Below are 17,706 nucleotides of genomic sequence, written 5' to 3'. Positions count from 1 at the left end.
ACAGCGATCGCCCGATCCAGTCACCCGGATCAGCTCCGCTCCACCAACAATCCCGAAGACCGCCAGAACCCCCGCCCCACCAACCGGTGGACCGCGGCGCCCCGTCGGTGAAAATGGGTATATGGACCCCGGCGACGGACGTCAATCGGAAAATCGCAAAAAGTGCGAGGACGGCCGCTAGGGGTCTTTGCAGGACATTGGAGAGGCACTCCGCTTCGGGAGTGCCCTCGCCCTTCAGCCGCGCGTACCCCAGCGCGAACCCATCTGACTTTGACCCGCAGCCTTCTGGCCGATCGCAGGGCCGCTCGCACGGGACGGACGGTGAAGCGATTGGGTCGACTCGCTCTCTGGAGCGAGCAGATCAGGGACGCCGGCCTCCGCCTCGGTGCCACGGCCTTGGGCGAACTGCCCTGCCTTGCGGAACCGCCAGAGGTAGCCCGGCACGACCGCCTCGACCGCCGTCGGCACGATGCCGAGCGCCTCGATGGTGCGTCCTTCCGCCTTCGCGGCTTCCGAGACCACGTTGTCGTTCTGGAGCAGGACGACCTGATCGCGCGTCAGCTTCAGGTTGGCTGGCAGCAGGCCGAGGGTCAGCGTATCGGCGATCTCGATCACGCGGGCCTGCAGGCGCGCCAGAGGCTCGGGCAGATCGAGCACCGCGCGGCGACGCATCGTCACTTCGAGCATGTAGCGCACGAAGTATTCGAGCGTGTTCACCTCCGGTCCACCGAGCTCGTAGACGCGGCCACCGGGCACGAGTCCATCGACGGCGCGGGCAATGGCCTCCGCGACATCGCCGACGAAGACCGGCTGAAAGCGGCTCTGCGCGCCGGCCAGCGGCAGGGCCGGCAGGAAGGTCGCGAGCGAGGCGAAGCGGTTGAAGAAGCTGTCGCCGGGGCCGAACACCAGCGAGGGGCGGAAGATGATCGCATCGGGAACGGCCCGCAGCACCTCCGCCTCACCGAGCGCCTTGGAACGGGCGTAGACCGAGGGCGAATCCGGATCGGCGCCGATCGCCGAGACATGGACCAGCTTCGCTCCGACCGCCGCGGCCGCGCGGGCAATCTCCCCGGCCCCCTCGGTCTGGAGCTTCGAGAAGCGCTGGCTGCCCGTCTCCTGCAGGATGCCGACGAGATTGATGACGATGTCGGAATGCTCGACCGCGCGGCGGACCGAATCGGGGTAGCGGAGATTGGCCTGCACGGCGACGATCTGGCCGACCTTGCCCAGGGGCTGCAGGAACAGCGCGAGATCCGGGCGGCGCACGGCGACGCGGATGCGGTAACCGCGCTTGGCCAGGGACCGCACCACGTGGCGCCCGAGGAAGCCGGACCCGCCGAACACGGTCACGAGCTGCGATTGCGGACGGGTCGTGGCGCCGGGCGCGGTGACGAGGCTGCTCATGGCCGATGGTGGCCCCTTTTCTCGGGTGACACGTCGAGGCGGGCGGCAGAAAGACCGCACGGCCGACGCGCCCCGGAGCGCGACCGTCGGCAGCACGCTCCTTAGACCAGTTTGAAGGCGAGGGCAGCCTGCCGGCACAAGGAAAATGGAACCGATCGCCGATCGTTCCAGACCTTGGTTGCCGGCTCATTGCGGCGCCTCAACCCGCATGGCGATTCCTCACCGCTCACCGAAGCGGCCCTCGCGCAGGAAATGCACGGTCTCGGCCTGAACCCGCCGGTTCCACATCATCGTCGGGTGCGCGACCGGGAGCACGATGTGGTCGGTCATGCCCTCGACGCGGGTGCGCGCGACGGTGACGCGTCCGTCGTTCGGCCCCGGCAGCAGGAGGGAAGCCAGAGGATAGAGGCTGCGGCGGCCGGCGATCACGCCGAGCGGGTAATCGACCGTGCCGAACAGACGCTCCTGGACTGTTCCGCGCAAAGTCACGAGTTCGGCGCCGGCCGGGCCGAAGACGCGGCGGTAGGGCGCGAGGCGGTGCAGCGCGTCGGCGACCTCGCTGCCGCCGTTGGGCGGCCCGAGCATCACCACCCGCCCGAGACTCTTGGGCCGGTGCCGGGCCAGGAGCACGCGGGCGACGAGACCGCCCATGGAATGGGTGACGAGGTGAAGGCGGCTCACACCATCGGCGAACCCCAGGATCGCGGGCGCGATCGTCTCGGCGATGTCTGCCAGTCCCAGCCGTCGAGCCGGATAATCGAGATTGAGCGTGGCGTAGCCCTCGGCCGTCAACCGCCGCTCCAGGGAGCGCAGCGAGGCGGCCCGGCGAGCGATGCCGTGCAGGAGGAGGACGCCCTCGCTCACGGAAGCGGGGCCACTACGCGCGTGGTCTCGGCCAGTGTCTCGCGGAGGAGTTCGGCAAAACGCTCGACCGCCGGATCGGCGCCACCCATGCCGCGGACCAAGCGCAGACGCAGGCTCGGCAGCGGCGGCAAATCGGCCTCGTCCGGATCGAGGGGCCGCAGAGACGGCGGAAGCCCGTGCGGGGTGCGCAGGGTCACACCGAGGCCGGCGGCCACCGCCGCCCATAGACCTGCGAGACCGGGGCCGCTGAAGGCGACGCGCCAGGGAATGCCGGCCGCATCAAGGGCCTTGAGCGCGGCGTGGCGGAACAGGCAGGGCGTCCCGAACAGCGCGAGCGGCAAAGGATGCGGTAACGGGCGATGGGCTGCGCCCACCACTCCCGCGCGCGGTCCGATCCAGACCAGGGGCAGGTGCGCGACCAGGCTTCCCTCCCCCGCCGCGCCAGTCGCGTCCCAGACCAGCGCCAGGTCGAGGCGGCCGGCCTCCAACTCGGATCGCAGGACGGCGTCGCGCTCGACATGCACCTCGACCCGCACGGCCGGGTGCAGCCGGGCGAAGCGGGCGAGCACGGTCGGCAGCCCGGTCTCGGTGAAATCCTGGGGCAGGCCGAGGCGGACCGAGCCGGACAGGGCGGGTGTTGCGACGGCGCTCACCGCCGCATCGTTGAGATCGAGGAGGCGACGGGCATAGCCCAGCAACATCTCGCCCGGCTCGGTCAATGCGAGGCCTCGACCGTTCCGGCGCAGTAGCGTCTGGCCGACCTGATCTTCCAGCTTGCGCATCTGTAGGCTGATTGCCGAGGGCGAGCGTCCAAGACAGTCGGCGGCTTTGGCGAAGCTGCCGAGGTCGATCCCGGTCACGAAGGTGCGCAGCACGTCCATGTCGAGATTCACCGGCAGGGCGGCCATCGTTCAGTTTTTCCGAAATCTCGATGAAGAACTACGCGATTTTCCTGAACGATGCTGCGCGGTTCAATCGCGGGCGTCAACGGCGGATCGGCCGCCGTCACAGGCAAGAGGAGCGCGCCATGCCCTTCGTCAGACTCACGATCGCCGGTCTTGAGACCGAGCCCGCCATCGTTGCGGATCTCCAACGGGGGATCACCGCCCTGATGGCCGAGGTGCTCGGCAAGCGGGCGGATCTCACCGCCGTTCTGGTCGAACCGGCACCGGCCGGCGGCTGGTCCGTCGGCGGCGCGGCGGTGGCGCGGGCGGCGCATGTCGAGGCCCGGGTGACGCAGAGCACCAACACGGCGGAGGAGAAGGCGCAATTCGTGGCCGCCGCCCATGACCTGCTGGTGCGGACGCTGCCCGGACCGTTGCCGCTGGCGACCTACGTCGTCGTGCAGGAGGTGCCGGCCGATGCCTGGGGCTATGGCGGCCTCACGCAGGCGGCGCGGAGATAGCCGAACCCAACCGTCCTGATCAGGTCGGGTCCGGGAAGGAGCGGCGGGCCGCGCTTCGATCCACGCCGGTTCCCTGGCATCTTCGCATCGGAGATTCGCAGCGGGGCGCGGTGTGTCGGCGGCAGGGGAACGGCACAGCGCGTCGGTCAACCGGCTCCTCCTGCTCTACGCCGCGCTCTACGGTGGCTACGGTGCGCTCTCGCCCTTCCTGCCGGCCTTTCTCGCGACGCAGGGACTCGGACCGGGCGAGATCGGGACCCTGCTGTCGGCCGCGATGCTGGTGCGGCTCGCCGCCGGGCCGCTGGTGGGTCGGCTCGCCGACCGGTTCGGCGCGGTGCGCGCTGTCCTGGCCGGAGGGCTCGCCCTCTCGGCGGCCCTGACCCTCGCATTCCTCGGGAGCCACGGCTTTGTCGTGCTGCTTGCCGTCGCCCTCGCGCAGGCGGCGGCGACCGCGCCGCTCGCGCCCCTGGCCGATGCGATGGTGCTCGCCAACGGCCGCGACGGCGCTGAGTACGGCCGCATCCGTGCTGCCGGCTCGGCCGCCTTCATCGCGACCACGATCCTCGCCGGTCATCTCATCGGCATCGTCGGTCACCGTGTCGGGCCGCTCGCCTGTGGCGTGCTGTTCGCCATCGGCGCAGCGTTGACGCTGCGCCGGCCGGTGACCTCCGCTCCCGTACCGCCAGCCGAGACAGCGGAGGGCGGGTTCGCGGTGCTTGCCGGGGATGCGCGTTTCCGCCGGCTCATCCTCGCCGCCGCCCTGGTGATCGGGGCGCATGCCATGCACGACGCCTTCGCCGTCATCGTCTGGCAGGCGGCGGGCCTCGCGCCTCGGGTGGCGGGCCTGCTCTGGGCGGAAGCGGTCGCGGCGGAGGTGCTGGTGTTCCTCTGGCTCGGGCCGCGGCTCGTGGCGCGAATCGGCCCTGCGCGATCGCTGATGCTGGCCGCCCTCGCGGGGGTGCTGCGCTGGGCGGTGCAGGCACAGACCGCCTGGCTGCCCGCCCTCTTCGCGATCCAGGCGCTGCACGGGTTCACCTTCGCGCTCCTGCATCTCGCCTGCCTGCACTTGATCGCGCAGATCGTACCGGATCACCGCCGGGCGACTGCGCTGACGCTCTACGGCACGTTCGGGCTCGGCCTCGCCTCGGCGCTGATGACGCTGCTGGCGGGCTGGCTCTACGGTCGGTTCGGCACGGGGGGCTTCTGGGTGATGGCCGCGGTAAGCCTCTCGGCCGTTCCCGTTGCGCGCGGGCTCTCGAACGTCCGATAAGCCAAATTGTGCGATTGGCGCGGAGACATTCGCCTTCGCGCGCCGGGACATATATAGAACAAACAGGCCGCTCTCGTGATTCCATGCCCGTCGTCGCCGACATCCTGATCCCGCTCGCGCTCGATACCGCCTACAGCTACGCGGTGCCGGCCGGTCTCACCCTGGCCGAGGGCGACATCGTGCAGGTGCCGCTCGGCCCGCGCGAGACGATCGGCGTGGTCTGGGGGCTCGATGAGCGGGCGTCCGGCGGCAATCTGCGGCCGGTGACGGGTAGGGTCGAGGCGCCGCCGCTCTCGGATTCCCTGCGCAAACTGGTCGATTGGCTTGCCCGCTACACCCTGGCGCCGAAGGGCTCGGCGCTCGCCATGGCCCTGCGGCTGCCCGACGAGACCGCCCGCAACGAAGCGCCCCGGATCGGCGTACGCCCCTCCGGCAAGCCGCCAACCCGGCAGACGGCGGCCCGCGGCAAGGTGATGGCCGTGGCGGCCGACGGGGCGGTGCGGGGCAAGAGCGCACTCGCCAAGGAGGCCGGCGTCTCGGTCAGCGTGGTCGATGGGCTGATCGACGACGGCGCGCTGGAGACGGTGGCGCTGATGCCCGAGCCCGTGGCCCTGCCGCCGGACCCGGACCATCCACGGGTGCCGCTGTCGGATGCGCAGGCGGAGGCGGCGCATGCTCTGATCGCGAGCGCCCCCTCTCCGACGGAGACGGTGACCGGCGAGACCATCCTCCTCGAAGGCGTCACCGGCTCGGGCAAGACCGAGGTCTATTTCGAGGCGGTGGCCGAATGCGTGCGGCAGGGGCGCCAAGCCCTGGTGCTGATGCCGGAGATCGCGCTCACCGCGCAATTTCTCGACCGCTTCGCCGGGCGTTTCGGCGTGCGGCCGGCCACCTGGCATTCCGGAATCGGCGGTAGGCGCCGCGAGCGGCTGCGGGCCGGGGTGGCCGCGGGCGAGGTTTCGGTGGTGGTCGGCGCCCGCTCGGCCCTGTTCCTGCCCTTCAAGACTCTCGGCCTCATCGTCGTCGATGAGGAGCACGAAACCGCCTACAAGCAGGAGGACGGCGTCCACTATCACGCCCGCGACATGGCGGTGGTGCGCGGCAAGATCGAGGGCTGCCCGGTCGTGCTGGCCTCGGCGACCCCCTCGATCGAGTCGCGGGTCAACGCGCAGAGCGGGCGCTACCGCCACGTCGTGCTCCCCGGCCGCTTCGGTGGGCGGCCGCTGCCCGACATCGCCGCCATCGACATGCGCCTCGACAAGCCGGAGCGCGGACGCTTCCTGTCGCCGCCCATGGTGAACGCGGTCAAGAGCACGCTGGCGGCGGGCGATCAGGCGCTGCTGTTCCTCAACCGGCGGGGTTACGCGCCGCTCACCCTGTGCCGGGCCTGCGGCCACCGCTACCAGTGCCGCAACTGCTCGACCTGGCTGGTGGAGCACCGCTTCCGCCGGGCGCTGGTCTGCCATCAATGCGGCTACGCCGAGCGCAAGCCCGAGGCCTGCACCGAGTGCGGCGCCTTCGACCATCTCACCCCCTGCGGGCCGGGCGTCGAGCGGATCGCCGAGGAGGTGACCGAGCTGTTTCCCGAGCAGCGCATCGTCGTGCTGTCGAGCGACTTTCCCGGCGGTGCGGAGCGGCTGCGCCAGGAGCTCGAGACCGTGGCGGCGGGTGATTGCGACATCGTCATCGGCACGCAGCTCGTGGCCAAGGGACACAACTTCCCGCACCTGACGCTGGTCGGCGTGCTCGACGCCGATATCGGCCTCACCTCCGGCGATCCGCGCGCCGCCGAGCGCACCTTCCAGCTCCTGCAGCAGGTGACAGGCCGCGCGGGGCGCGGCGAGCGGCCGGGGCGCGCGCTGGTCCAGACCTACCAGCCCGAACATCCGGTCATCGCTGCGCTGCTCTCCGGCGATGCCGACCGGTTCTATGAGGAAGAAATCTGGGCCCGCGAGGCGGCGGGGCTGCCGCCGTTCGGGCGGCTCGCGGCGCTGATCGTCTCCGGCGAGGAGCGGGAGAAGGCCGAGGCGCACGGTCAGGCGCTCGCGCGGGTCGCCGATCCGCCAGCCGGCGTCAGCGTGCTCGGCCCGGCCGAGGCGCCGCTCGCTCTGGTGCGGGGGCGCTGGCGCTTCCGGCTGCTGGTGAAGACCGAGCGCGGCATCGACGTGCAGAGCTATCTGCGGGATTGGCTCGCCCGCGGACCGAAGCCGCGGGGTAACCTCAAGGTCGCAATCGACGTGGACCCGCAGAGCTTTCTATAATCGGCCCCGTTCGCCGCCGGCTCGAGGTCCTCTCTTGGTCTCTGGCCCTCGGCTCATTCGAGGAGCGCCGCGCCTTGCTGACCTATGAGAAGAAGCCCGATTCCGCGATCGCCGAGATCGTCGTCGATGGAAAGATCTCCGACGAGGAGATGAACGCGGTGATGACCGCGATGAAGGCGGACCTCGACAAGGGCGGCCGTCTCAAGCTCTTGGAGGACATCCGCAGCTTCGAAGGCATGGAGCCGGCGGCTTTCTTCAAGGATCCCCGCTTCGGCATCTCGATGATGAAGGGCGTGAGCCACGTGGCGCTCGTCACCGACGCGACCTGGCTGCGCGCCGTGGCCGAGACCTTCGGCTTCGTCTCACCGGTGCAGATCAAGGTGTTCGAGCGCGCCCGCATTGGTGAGGCGCGGACCTGGCTCGAAGCGGCGGTCTGAACGAGCCGCGGGCCGCCCTCGCACGAAAAAGGGCGGGCCTTGCGGGCCCGCCCCTCAAGATCTGAAAGACTTTCGGTGTCACTCGGCCGATGCGGTGCGGACAGTGTGGCGCTTGGCCATCCAGCGGCCGGTGCAGAGGCCGCCGGAGACGCGCCAGGTTCCGGAGCCTCCGCGCGCCTTGAGCTGACCCGAGGCGGTGCCGTTCGCAGCCGCCGTCGCGACGTTGAGGCCCACATCGCCACCAGCGCCGACGCGACCGGTCACCATCGTGCTGCCCGAGGCGGCGTTGGCGATCGGACGAACCTGCCCGTCCCGCACCGCGAGGGTGTAGCTGTACTGAGCGTCGCACAGGCCGCTCTCGGTCACGAGCTGGACCGACCATGTCCCGTCGAAATCTCCCGCCATCGCCGGCGAGACGAGCGCGGCGGCCAGAGCGGCGGTGAGGGCGAACTTGGGCATGCGTGATCCAGCTCAGCGACGAGGGTGAACGTACGGTGCGCCGTCGCCTGCGCTGTCCGTACCGTCGATCTGTGAGATGTCCGCACTCTACGCGAACAGAAGGCGACAATATGACGGTGGCCGATGCCTCGGTTTCCGACAAATCACGACTGCTCGTGGAACAAGGGACGCGCCGCCAACGAAGAGGCTCAGAATTATGCGGCTTTCGCGTAGCGCGGCGTTGCAAGCGTAGCTTTAGAAACCGCTGAGCAGCACCTTACATATTGAGCGAAACAGCCAAAACCCTTGCCTGAAGGCGCCGAACAGTGACGTTTGCTCGATCCTAGCCGCGCGCGTCGCGACGGCTTGGCAGCGCTGCAATGATTCTTGGGCTTCAGGCGCGCAGAAGAAGCCGCCTGCGAGAGGCAGCACAAGCCGAGGCATCAGCTCGTTCAGGCGGAGGGTTCGGCCAGCCGCGCCCGATGGCGGTCTAGGGCGTCGAGCAGGATCGGCATGAAGGCGGATGAGGCGTCGAGCCCGGCCACGCCTTGCCCGAGTCGGTCGAGAGCCCGCACCTGGGCGTCGAGGCCGTCATGCGCGGCCAAGTAGGCCCAGATCGCGTCGTCCGCCTCGCCGACCTGTGCCGGCTGCTCGGAGGCGAGCAGCGCCGAGAAAGTATCGAGGGTTCTCTCAAGGCTCGCCACGTCGGCTCCCTCTCGGTGCATCCATGCGGTTGAGGCTCGGGCGCATCGTCGCGAAAGTAGATGACGGTTCGGCGAAGATGCAGGGGGGGTGAGGCAGCGTGGGAGCAGGCGGCGGGGCTCGATCGCGCGCTCCCCCGCCTCCGTCGGTTCGGCAATCAGCGGCGGCTGCCACCGATGAGGCTTGCGGCAGCGAGCCCAATGCCGGCGACGACCGCGGCGGTGGTGAGCGGATGGAGTGCGCCGCGCGTGTAGAGGCTACGCCGCATCACGTAGCCCGGATGGCTTCCGGCGGTGCGGCCGCCGACGCCCGCCTGGTACAGCGACCCTTCGGGACGGCGGGGCGGCTCGTCGCGCTGCTGCAGGCCGGCCATGCTGCTTCCGACCGTGTCGAACACCCGCGGCGCCACGGCCTGTGCCGCGCTCATGACCCACCCGCCGCCGCCGATATAGATGTCGCGGCGCGGATGCACGGCCGCGTGGAGTATCGCCTCGGCGACCTCCTCCGTGCGGTAGACCGGCGGGGGCAGCTTCGGCTCACGGTCGGTGTAGTTGCGGGCGTGCGCCGGGAAGGGCGTATCGATCGCCGCCGGCTTGATCAGCGTAACCGCGACCGGCGCCCCCTCCTCCTTCAGCTCGATGCGCAGGGAGTCGGTGAAGCCTTTGATGGCGTGCTTGCTGGCGCTGTACATGCCCTGGAGCGGGAAGGCGACGTCGGAGGCGACGCTGCCGAGATTGATCAGCGTGCCGCCGCTCGCCTTCAGGTGCGGCAGCGCCACGAGTGAGCCGTAGACGACGCCCCAGAAGTTGACGTCGAACAGGCGCCGGTGGTCACCGTCCTCGACCTCTTCGAGCCGGCCGATGATCGAGAGCCCGGCATCGTTCACCCAGGTGTCGATGCGGCCGTAGCGATCGATCGCGGCGCGAGCCAGCGCCTCGACCTGCGCGCGATCCGAGACATCGGTGACGACGTCGAGCGCCTCGCCGCCCTGCCTTTCGATCTCCGCCCGGATCTCGGCCAGCGCCTCCCGGTTGCGGGCGGCGAGCACGACCCGGGCACCACGAGCCGCGGCCATGCGCGCGGTCGCGAGCCCGATGCCGCTGGAGGCGCCGGTAATGACGATGACCTGCCGGTCCAGCGGCTTCTTGGCGGCGCTCGGCATGCACGTCTCCTGTGATCACGGGATGATCGGGAGCCCTGCGCGCAGGCGTTGTCCCGAAGGTAGTCAGCCGGTGAACCCGCCCGCGAACGGCTCAGTTTCTGCAGTTTCAGAAGAGCGGCGGCGGATCACCGGCGGGCAGCCCCGAAGTCACCGCCAAAGTCAGTGCCAAGCGTCCAGGATCTCCGCGGTCGGCGCCGTCTCGATCTGCTCGCCGAAGCGGCTCTGGTAGAGGAACATCATCGCGTCGTAGGTCTGGTCGGCCGACGAGCAGACCGCGTCGCAAGCGACGATGACGCGGTAGCCGCGATCGACCGCGCCGAGGATGGTGGCGAGCACGCAGACATCGGTCTCGCCCCCCGTCACCACGAGGGTGTCGATGGCCTCCGCCTCCAGCATCCGCTCCAGATCGGGCTTCATCCACGGCGAGTAGACGAGCTTGTCGACGACCTTGGCCGGCGGCGTGAACCGGATCAGGCTCGGCACCAAGTCGACCATCTCGGGCCCGAGCGCGTCGAGGGTCATCTTGGGCCAGTGATCGTAGTAGCGCCGCCACGCCCCTCTCCCTTCCTCGGCCGAGCGGATCGGCACGAAGCGGGTGAACACGGTCCGCTCCGGATGGGCGGCGGTGAGGCGCTCTATATTGGGCAGGATGCGGGCGAGCCAGGGCGTGTGCCAGTCGGTCTCCTCGGCAAACATCCGCTGCGCGTCGACGCAGAGATGGGCGGCCCGTGGGCCGAGTTCACCGAATTTCAGACCGTCCTTGCCCGCCATCTCGCCCGCCATGCCCTGCTCCGAAATCGTTCTTCTTCCGCTCGCTCGGTTCAGTTCGGGTGGAAGACGACCTTCACACAGCCATCCTTCTTGTCGCGGAACGTCTTGTAGAGGTCGGGACCGTCGGCGAGGTCGGTGGAGCGGTGGGTGATCAGCGAGGCGGTGTCGAACTTGCCCTGCTGGATCAGCTTGGTCAGCGGTTCGAGGTAGCGCTTCACGTGGGTCTGACCGCTCTTCATGGTCAGGCCCTTCTGCACGATCGCGCCCATGTTGAGCGGGATCGGGCCACCGTAGACGCCGGGCACCGAGACGATACCGCAGGGCCGCACCGCCCGGATCGCCTCCATCAGCGCGTAGGGCCGCTCGGTCGAGGTCAGCTTCTCCTGCAGCGTCGAGATCAGGCTGGATACGCCGTGGCCGGCGCTCGCTTCCATGCCGACGCAGTCGATCACACCATCGGCCCCCTCGCCCCGGCTGATCTCCTTGATCCGCTCGAACACATCCTCTTTGGCGAAGTCGATGATGTCGGTCGCGCCGTATTTCCGGGCGAGCGCCAGGCGCTCGGGCACGGTGTCGATGGCGATGATCCGCTCGGCGCCCATGATCTGGGCCGACTGGATCGCGAACAGGCCGACCGGCCCGGCGCCCCACACGGCGATGATCTCGCCGCCCTTGATCTCGCAATGCTCAGCGCCCTGCCAGCCGGTCGGCAGGATGTCGGTAAGGAACAGGACGGATTCGTCGTCCATCCCGTCGGGCACCTTCATCGGCGCCACGTCGGCCATCGGCACGCGGACATACTCAGCCTGACCGCCCCAGTAGCCGCCGGTGATATGCGAGTAGCCGAACAGGCCGGCGGTGGTGAAGCCGAACTGCGCCGCCGCCATCTCGGCGTTGCGGTTCGAACGTTGGCAGACCGACCAGTTGCCGAGCTTGCACTGACGGCACTCGCCGCAATTGATGTTGAAGGGCACAACGATCCGATCGCCCTTCTTGAACTTGGTGAAGCCCGGTGCGGTCTCGACCACCTCGCCCATGAATTCGTGACCGAGCACGTCGCCCGACTTCATGGTCGGCATCTGACCGTCCATCAGGTGGAGGTCGGAGCCGCAGATCGCGCAGGACGTGACCTTGATGATGACGTCGCGGGAATCCTCAATCGTCGGATCCGGCACGGTGTCGCAGCGGATGTCGCCCTTGCCGTGCCAGCACAGTGCCTTCATGAGACGTCCTCGAGGTTCGACCGGTGATGCCGTCTAGGTATCGCCGCAGGAAACCTCGTGGCCGTACGGCCAAGTTCCTCGCCGAAAGTCGAACGCTACACTTTGACCCCGAGCCAGCGGTTCACGCGGGTCACGAGCCAGACGGTTGCGAGGGCCACGCACACGCCCCAGCCGACTTCCACGACCCGCGAACCCGCCATCCGCTCCACCGGCCCGAGATGGGGCACGAGGAGGATGATCGTGGCGGTGATGCCGGCGAGCCGGCAGGCACTCGCCACGTTGACGAGCCAGCAGACGAGGATCGCCAGCACCACCGCCACGCCGTAGGCCGGAACCGATGGCCCCAGGGCGAGATAGGCGGCAAGACCGATCAGGCCGCCGATCGCTGCACCGGTGAACTGGTCCCGGGCGGTCGAGCGGGTCGCGCCGAGCTCGGTCTGGGCCACCGCCACCGCGGTGATCGCTGCCCAGAATCCTTCTTGCAGGCCGAACAACTGGGTCGGCAGGTAGGCGGCGACCGCGGCGACCGACGACATGATTCCGTGCGCGAGGCCGCCGGTGAGACGGCGGCGCAGCGGCAGGCGCTTGTGCAGCCGCGCGGCCTGATCCCGCAGCCAGCGGATGCGGCTGGTGTCGCGGTCGGCTCGGCGCGTCTCGGCAGCGCTCTCCTGCCGCGCACCGTTCGGCGCTGCCCGCTCTGGTCCCATCTCGGTCTCCTTGTCAGGCAAAGCGCTGTCGGCCGGCATCCGCTCTTTCTTCCCTCTTCCTCCTGGAATGCGCCGCGACGCGCGAGCGATGGCGGCAAGGCGACGCCACCATCGCCCTCTTCCATGGACCGAAACGCGGAGCGGGGCCGATGGGACAGGTCAAATCTGCGTCGAACCCTGCCCGCGCGGCGGGGTTGTCCGGACACCTCCTACATCACGAGGCACCGGAGCCCGGCCCATGGAAGCCTTTCCCAAGCCCCCCTTTCCCGATCAGCCGCAGCCGATGCCCGGCTCGACCCGCGCCATGTACCCGAAGCCGGACCACGGCGAGACGAGCTACAAGGGATCGGGGCGTCTGGAGGGCAAGAAGGCGATCATCACCGGCGGCGATTCCGGCATCGGCCGCGCCGTGGCGCTCGCCTTCGCCCGCGAGGGTGCCGACGTGCTGATCTCCTACCTCGACGAGGAGGAGGACGCCGCCGAGACACGCCGCCTGATCGAGGAGGCGGGGCGCAAGGCGGTTCTGGTGCCGGGCAATATCGGCGAGGCCGCCCATTGCCGGCGCATCGTCGAGCAGGCGGTGGAGGCCTTCGGGCAAATCGACGTGCTCGTGAACAACGCCGCGCATCAGGCGACCTTCGACACCCCGGAAGAGATCTCCGACGAGGAGTGGGAAAAGACCTTCCAGGTGAACATCCACGCGATGTTCTACCTGACCAAGGCGGCGCTGCCGCACATGGGCGAGGGCGCGGCCATCATCAACACCACCTCGGTCAACGCCGACACGCCGAGCCCGCAACTGCTCGCCTACGCCACCACCAAGGGCGCGATCCAGAACTATACCGGCGGCCTCGCACAGATGCTGGCCGAGCGGGGCATCCGGGTGAACTGCGTCGCGCCGGGCCCGATCTGGACGCCGCTGATCCCCTCGACCATGCCGGCCGAGAAAGTGAAGCAGTTCGGCTCACAGGTGCCGATGAAGCGGCCGGGTCAGCCGAAGGAACTCGCGCCGATCTACGTGATGCTGGCCTCGGACGAGTCGAGCTACGTCTCCGGCGCCACGGTGGCGGTCACCGGCGGCAAGCCGATCCTCTGACGGCTTGGTGTTCGTCCTTTGCACCCGGCCGGGTCGCCGGGTGCCTTCCGCCGGGAGCCCGCCTTGAAGAATTTGCACGGAGCCGTCGTCGTCATCGCCGGCGCATCGAGCGGAATCGGCCGCGCCGCGGCGCTCGCCTTCGCACGGGAGGGGGCGCACGTCATCGTCGCGGCCCGGCGCCGGGACCTGCTCGACCGACTCGCGGAGGAGTGCAGCCGGATCGGCCCGGCGGCGCTCGCCGTGCCCACCGACGTCACCGATCCGGAGGCCGTCGAAGCCCTGGCTCGCGCGGCGGAGGATCGCTTCGGCCGGATCGATGCCTGGATCAACAATGCCGGCACCGGCGTGTTCGGCCCGTTCCAGGATGCGCCGCTCGACCTGCATCGCCGCACCGTCGAGGTGAACCTGTTCGGCGCGATGCACGGCGCCTACGCCGTCCTGCCTCGCTTCCTCGAACGGCGGCGGGGCATCCTCGTCAACATGGTGTCACTCGGCGGCTGGGCGCCGGCCCCGTTCGCTGCCGCCTACACCGCGAGCAAGTTCGGCCTGCGCGGCTTCTCGGCGAGCCTGCGCCAGGAGCTGCGGCGCCACGCTCACATCCATGTCTGCGCGGTGTTTCCGGCGATGGTCGACACGCCGGGCTTCGTGCACGGCGCCAACGTCTCCGGCCGCACCCTCGATCCCGGCCTGATGCTCTACGCGCCCGAGGAGGTGGCCGAGACCCTCGTCCACGTCGTGCGCCATCCCCGCGACGAGATCGCGGTGGGCTGGCCCGCCCGCGCGGCCCAAATGGCCTACGCCCTCGCGCCCGGACCGACCGAGCACTTGATGGGTCTTGCCCTCAACCGCACTCTCGAGCGTGCCGGGCCCGCTCCGAAGACCTATGGAGCCCTGCGCCGGCCGGTCCCGGACGGCACGGCGTCGGACGGCGGCTGGCTCGAACGCAAGCGCATTCCCTCGGCCTCGACCTTGAGCGGAATCGGCGTGGCCGTCCTCGGTGCCGGCGTCGCCCTGGCCCTCGGCAGCCGGCTCGGCGGCCGGTCCGGTCGATCGAAACGGTGAACACGAAGGCTGCCGAGAAAACCCCCGGTTAAGCCTGAAGCTCTATCACCGGCCCATCGAGCCTGGTGATGAAAGGAGCGCCGATGACCAGGGACCAACTCGCGACCGAACTGAAGCGCATGGCCTCCTCGCAGGTCAGCGACATCGAGCGCGCGGTCAAAGCGGGCCACAAGACCATCGCCCTGAACGAACTGGCCGACCTCGACCGTCAGCTCAAGGCATTGGCCACCGCGCTGAAGGCCAAGCCCGTCGTCCGGGCCTGAGCCCGTTTCCTTGTAACGGACCATTGAATCGATCGGACGGCCACGGCCCCCGCCCTCGGGCGGAGGCCGCGCCCGCCTCAACGGTCGCGGCTGAGCAGCACCAGCCAGCCGATGCCGAGCATCGCGACCGTCATGCCGATGATGACGAAGGCCGGCGTGCCGAGATCGATCAGCCGCGGGGCGAGCTGCGTCGCGAAGGCCGCCACGACGAGGCCGACGGCCACCCGCGCCGCGCCGCGCTCGATGCCGCGCACGAGCTTGTCCATCCCCTTCAGCTCGATCTCGACGGTGACGCGCCCCTGCTTCAAACGCACCAGCATGAGGTGGATCAGGGTCGGCAGTTCGGAGGCCGCGCCGTAGAGGCCGCTCCCGAGCGATTCGGCCTTGCGCATCAGTCCGCGCAGGGAGAATTGCGAGCGCATGCTCGCCCGCACGGTGGGGCCGGCGGCGGCGAACAGGTCGAAACCGGGATCGAGCTGGCGCATCACACCGTCGGCGGTGACGAGCCCCTTGAACAGGATCGCGAGATCGGTCGGCATCGCGAGGTCGTTCTCGCGGGCCATGGTCATGAAGTCGGTGAGCACCAGCCCAAGATTGAGCGGGATCGAGGAATGGGCCTGGACGAAGTTCTGGGCGGATTGCTCCAGCTTGCTCAGATCCGGGTTCGATGTGCCGGTCCAGTCGAGGAGGGTGGCCATTAGGCCATCGACATCCTGTTTGAGCATGGCGCCGATCAGCACCAGAAGCTGCTGGCGCCGCTTCTGCGACAGCCGGCCGACGATGCCGAAATCGATGAAGCCGATCCGGTTGTCGGGGAGGATCAGCAGGTTGCCGGGATGCGGGTCGGCATGGAACACGCCCTCGATCAGCGCCATGCGTAGGAAGGCGTCGCAGCCCTTCTGGGCCAGCGCCTTCTTGTCCGCCCCCATCGCTCGCAGCGCCGCGGCGTCGTTGGGCGAGACGCCGTGGATGAACTCCTGGACGAGCACCCGCTCGGAACACCACTCCCAGAAGATCTTTGGGATGACGATGTCGTCGCGCCCGGCGAAGATCTCGGCGATCATCTCGCAATTGCGGGCCTCGTTGAGCAGGTCGAGCTCACCGTTGAGGCCGTTGGCGAGGTGGCGCATCTGCTCCTGAGGCTGGTAGCGGGCCATCTCCGGCCATTCCGCCTCGACGATGCGGGCGCCATGCGCCATCAGCCGCAGGTCCGCCTCGATGATCTTGCGAAGGCCGGGCCGCAGCACCTTGACCACGACCTCCTCGCCGGAATGCAGGCGCGCCCGGTACACCTGGGCGATCGAGGCTGAGGCGATCGGGTTGACGTCGAACTCGGCGAAGACCTCTTCCGGCGGCGCGCCGAGATCGGCCTCGAGCTGCGGGCCGATCAGCGCCCATGGCACCGCCTTGACCTGGCTGTGCAGCTTCTCCAGCTCGTCGGTCCAGACCGGCGAAAGCAGGTCGGGGCGGCTCGCCAGGATCTGGCCGAACTTGATGAAGGTCGGTCCCAGCGTCTCGATGGCGCGGCGCAGCCGCTCCGGCTGCGACAGTCGGGTGACATCCACCCGCGGTGTACGGCGCGGGATGAGCGGGATGTTGTGCAGCCCGAGCCGGTCGACGACCTTGGTCAGCCCGAAGCCGATCAGGACCGAAGCGATTTCCGAGAGGCGCTGGCGGTCGCGCGCGGCGACGAAGGCTGTTTTGAGCATGGCGGTCTTGCGTGTCGCGCGAAGCGTCGGTTCGGGCAAGACCGATCCGGCCCTCGCCGGGCAATTCGCAATGGCCCGGCCATGGGGCTTTTTTAGGATTGGCGCCGACGACGGCGCTCGATCTCCGAGGTCCCGAGCCTTCCTGGTCGCCGACCGGATCAGGGTGCGTCGGCCTCGGCGCGGACATCGATCAGGACCTTCTCAGCCGGCTCTGCATTCTCCGAACCGATGATCCGCAGGATGCCGGGCACGTCGGCGCCGCCCGTGCCGAAACGGGCCCAGGCCGCCTGGCAGCGACGGCGGTCGGCATCCGTCAGGAAGTAGCGCTCCTGCTCGTCGAGAAGCGTCGCGTAGACGGCCGCGCGCACCCCGTGTTCGTCGCCGACATAGAGCTGATAAACCCGAGCCCAGAAGGGTTCGTCGAGTTCCCACTCGCACTGGCCGGCCGCCTTCATCATCGCGAGCTTGCGCAGGCTCTGACGCTCGGCATGCGGCATGACGAGGAAGCCGTAGCGCGCCTTCAGCACGCGGCCACCCGCCTCATATCCTTCCGCACTGGTCAGGGCCCAGCCGAGATAGCCGCCCGTGCCGACGACGAGCAGCCCGGCCGTCAGAAGAAGCGTGCGAAAGGCAGTCATGGGCGGGCCCCTGAATCGAGCAGCCATCCTGACGTCAACCTGGGCGGCATCAAGGTCACGAGGCGCCTCCCCTCCCCCAGGTTTTTGCAGATCGTCGAACAAACCGGCGCGTATCGTGCTCGGTCATTTTCGATCGCGGGTGGCTGAGCTTTGAAGCCCCCTCCCCTTGTCAGGTCTCTGGGATGCGGGTCCGGGATGCCAGCCGCCGTGGTGCGAGGGCTCTGAACGGCAATCAGCCCGCGTGGCTTTGGCCAGCGGGCTGTGTGTCTGTTGTCGTGTGTTGTGTTGGTTGCG

18 protein-coding genes are annotated in these 17,706 nt (G+C 69.2%); 7 read left to right on the top strand and 11 right to left on the bottom strand.

What is annotated here, in order from left to right:
* Positions 1-234 precede the first annotated feature (234 nt).
* The 3 genes from MFF24_RS27495 to MFF24_RS27485 all read right to left on the bottom strand — a co-directional run bounded on the left by MFF24_RS27495 (position 235) and on the right by MFF24_RS27485 (position 3,176).
* Positions 235-1,404 carry a complex I NDUFA9 subunit family protein gene (locus MFF24_RS27495; protein WP_238229069.1) on the bottom strand — a complete coding sequence of 390 codons (1,170 nt, stop codon included), beginning with the start codon at positions 1,402-1,404 and terminating at the stop codon, positions 235-237.
* A 219-nt stretch (positions 1,405-1,623) separates the two neighbouring features.
* Positions 1,624-2,268, bottom strand: a complete 645-nt coding sequence (locus MFF24_RS27490; protein ID WP_238229068.1) for an alpha/beta hydrolase — start codon at positions 2,266-2,268, stop codon at positions 1,624-1,626.
* Positions 2,265-3,176, bottom strand: coding sequence for a LysR substrate-binding domain-containing protein (locus MFF24_RS27485; RefSeq protein WP_238229067.1), 912 nt, complete (start codon positions 3,174-3,176; stop codon positions 2,265-2,267). Before MFF24_RS27485 ends, MFF24_RS27490 begins: the two co-directional genes overlap by 4 nt.
* A gap of 119 nt (positions 3,177-3,295) precedes the next feature.
* Here MFF24_RS27485 and MFF24_RS27480 point away from each other — a divergent pair, with 119 nt between their 5' ends.
* The 4 genes from MFF24_RS27480 to MFF24_RS27465 all read left to right on the top strand — a co-directional run bounded on the left by MFF24_RS27480 (position 3,296) and on the right by MFF24_RS27465 (position 7,641).
* The gene (locus MFF24_RS27480; RefSeq protein ID WP_238229066.1) at positions 3,296-3,673 is read left to right on the top strand and encodes a tautomerase family protein; all 378 of its coding nucleotides are present in this window, start codon (positions 3,296-3,298) and stop codon (positions 3,671-3,673) included.
* Positions 3,674-3,785: 112 nt separating this feature from the next.
* Positions 3,786-4,943 carry an MFS transporter gene (locus MFF24_RS27475; protein WP_238229065.1) on the top strand — a complete coding sequence of 386 codons (1,158 nt, stop codon included), beginning with the start codon at positions 3,786-3,788 and terminating at the stop codon, positions 4,941-4,943.
* A gap of 83 nt (positions 4,944-5,026) precedes the next feature.
* A complete protein-coding gene (locus MFF24_RS27470) occupies positions 5,027-7,204 on the top strand; it encodes a primosomal protein N' (RefSeq protein ID WP_238229064.1) in 2,178 nt (725 codons plus the stop codon).
* Between the two features lie 74 nt (positions 7,205-7,278).
* Positions 7,279-7,641, top strand: a complete 363-nt coding sequence (locus MFF24_RS27465; protein ID WP_096483923.1) for a SpoIIAA family protein — start codon at positions 7,279-7,281, stop codon at positions 7,639-7,641.
* 78 nt (positions 7,642-7,719) lie between these two features.
* Here the strand turns inward: MFF24_RS27465 and MFF24_RS27460 are convergent, their stop codons facing one another.
* The 6 genes from MFF24_RS27460 to MFF24_RS27435 form a co-directional block, all read right to left on the bottom strand.
* Positions 7,720-8,100, bottom strand: a complete 381-nt coding sequence (locus MFF24_RS27460; protein ID WP_108939353.1) for a hypothetical protein — start codon at positions 8,098-8,100, stop codon at positions 7,720-7,722.
* Between the two features lie 431 nt (positions 8,101-8,531).
* The gene (locus MFF24_RS27455; protein WP_133091969.1) at positions 8,532-8,783 is read right to left on the bottom strand and encodes a hypothetical protein; all 252 of its coding nucleotides are present in this window, start codon (positions 8,781-8,783) and stop codon (positions 8,532-8,534) included.
* A 155-nt stretch (positions 8,784-8,938) separates the two neighbouring features.
* Complete coding sequence (locus tag MFF24_RS27450) at positions 8,939-9,943, bottom strand: SDR family oxidoreductase (RefSeq protein WP_238229063.1); 1,005 nt, start codon at positions 9,941-9,943, stop codon at positions 8,939-8,941.
* Between the two features lie 159 nt (positions 9,944-10,102).
* On the bottom strand, positions 10,103-10,714 hold the full coding sequence (locus MFF24_RS27445) for a cysteine hydrolase family protein (RefSeq protein ID WP_238229070.1): 612 nt from the start codon (positions 10,712-10,714) through the stop codon (positions 10,103-10,105).
* A gap of 50 nt (positions 10,715-10,764) precedes the next feature.
* Positions 10,765-11,937 carry a zinc-dependent alcohol dehydrogenase gene (locus MFF24_RS27440; RefSeq protein WP_133091973.1) on the bottom strand — a complete coding sequence of 391 codons (1,173 nt, stop codon included), beginning with the start codon at positions 11,935-11,937 and terminating at the stop codon, positions 10,765-10,767.
* Between the two features lie 95 nt (positions 11,938-12,032).
* On the bottom strand, positions 12,033-12,683 hold the full coding sequence (locus tag MFF24_RS27435) for an FUSC family protein (RefSeq protein ID WP_238229062.1): 651 nt from the start codon (positions 12,681-12,683) through the stop codon (positions 12,033-12,035).
* Between the two features lie 199 nt (positions 12,684-12,882).
* Between MFF24_RS27435 and MFF24_RS27430 the strand changes: the two genes are divergently transcribed.
* From MFF24_RS27430 to MFF24_RS27420, 3 genes are all read left to right on the top strand, one after another.
* The gene (locus tag MFF24_RS27430; protein WP_238229061.1) at positions 12,883-13,740 is read left to right on the top strand and encodes an SDR family oxidoreductase; all 858 of its coding nucleotides are present in this window, start codon (positions 12,883-12,885) and stop codon (positions 13,738-13,740) included.
* Between the two features lie 63 nt (positions 13,741-13,803).
* Positions 13,804-14,802, top strand: a complete 999-nt coding sequence (locus tag MFF24_RS27425; protein WP_238229060.1) for an SDR family oxidoreductase — start codon at positions 13,804-13,806, stop codon at positions 14,800-14,802.
* An 83-nt stretch (positions 14,803-14,885) separates the two neighbouring features.
* Positions 14,886-15,065, top strand: coding sequence for a hypothetical protein (locus MFF24_RS27420; protein WP_108939360.1), 180 nt, complete (start codon positions 14,886-14,888; stop codon positions 15,063-15,065).
* Positions 15,066-15,142: 77 nt separating this feature from the next.
* Here the strand turns inward: MFF24_RS27420 and MFF24_RS27415 are convergent, their stop codons facing one another.
* Both MFF24_RS27415 and MFF24_RS27410 read right to left on the bottom strand, forming a co-directional pair.
* Positions 15,143-16,774, bottom strand: a complete 1,632-nt coding sequence (locus MFF24_RS27415; protein WP_108939361.1) for an ABC1 kinase family protein — start codon at positions 16,772-16,774, stop codon at positions 15,143-15,145.
* Between the two features lie 158 nt (positions 16,775-16,932).
* Positions 16,933-17,412, bottom strand: a complete 480-nt coding sequence (locus MFF24_RS27410) for a hypothetical protein (protein ID WP_133091978.1) — start codon at positions 17,410-17,412, stop codon at positions 16,933-16,935.
* Between the last annotated feature and the right edge of the window lie 294 nt (positions 17,413-17,706).

Origin of the sequence: Methylorubrum aminovorans, assembly GCF_022179725.1 — a bacterium.
Classification (GTDB): Bacteria; Pseudomonadota; Alphaproteobacteria; order Rhizobiales; family Beijerinckiaceae; genus Methylobacterium; species Methylobacterium aminovorans.
The sequence above is the reverse complement of the archived record's forward strand: the minus strand, read 5'-3'. Positions and strand labels throughout refer to the sequence as shown.

What these genes read in the sequence shown, in the direction of transcription:
- MFF24_RS27430 (WP_238229061.1), top strand. Translation starts at nt 12,883, where the DNA reads ATGGAAGCCTTTCCCAAGCCCCCCTTTCCCGATCAGCCGCAGCCGATG.
- MFF24_RS27410 (WP_133091978.1), bottom strand. Translation starts at nt 17,412, where the DNA reads ATGACTGCCTTTCGCACGCTTCTTCTGACGGCCGGGCTGCTCGTCGTC.
- MFF24_RS27440 (WP_133091973.1), bottom strand. Translation starts at nt 11,937, where the DNA reads ATGAAGGCACTGTGCTGGCACGGCAAGGGCGACATCCGCTGCGACACC.
- MFF24_RS27415 (WP_108939361.1), bottom strand. Translation starts at nt 16,774, where the DNA reads ATGCTCAAAACAGCCTTCGTCGCCGCGCGCGACCGCCAGCGCCTCTCG.
- MFF24_RS27450 (WP_238229063.1), bottom strand. Translation starts at nt 9,943, where the DNA reads ATGCCGAGCGCCGCCAAGAAGCCGCTGGACCGGCAGGTCATCGTCATT.
- MFF24_RS27445 (WP_238229070.1), bottom strand. Translation starts at nt 10,714, where the DNA reads ATGGCGGGCAAGGACGGTCTGAAATTCGGTGAACTCGGCCCACGGGCC.
- MFF24_RS27485 (WP_238229067.1), bottom strand. Translation starts at nt 3,176, where the DNA reads ATGGCCGCCCTGCCGGTGAATCTCGACATGGACGTGCTGCGCACCTTC.
- MFF24_RS27435 (WP_238229062.1), bottom strand. Translation starts at nt 12,683, where the DNA reads ATGCCGGCCGACAGCGCTTTGCCTGACAAGGAGACCGAGATGGGACCA.
- MFF24_RS27480 (WP_238229066.1), top strand. Translation starts at nt 3,296, where the DNA reads ATGCCCTTCGTCAGACTCACGATCGCCGGTCTTGAGACCGAGCCCGCC.
- MFF24_RS27460 (WP_108939353.1), bottom strand. Translation starts at nt 8,100, where the DNA reads ATGCCCAAGTTCGCCCTCACCGCCGCTCTGGCCGCCGCGCTCGTCTCG.
- MFF24_RS27495 (WP_238229069.1), bottom strand. Translation starts at nt 1,404, where the DNA reads ATGAGCAGCCTCGTCACCGCGCCCGGCGCCACGACCCGTCCGCAATCG.
- MFF24_RS27470 (WP_238229064.1), top strand. Translation starts at nt 5,027, where the DNA reads ATGCCCGTCGTCGCCGACATCCTGATCCCGCTCGCGCTCGATACCGCC.
- MFF24_RS27420 (WP_108939360.1), top strand. Translation starts at nt 14,886, where the DNA reads ATGACCAGGGACCAACTCGCGACCGAACTGAAGCGCATGGCCTCCTCG.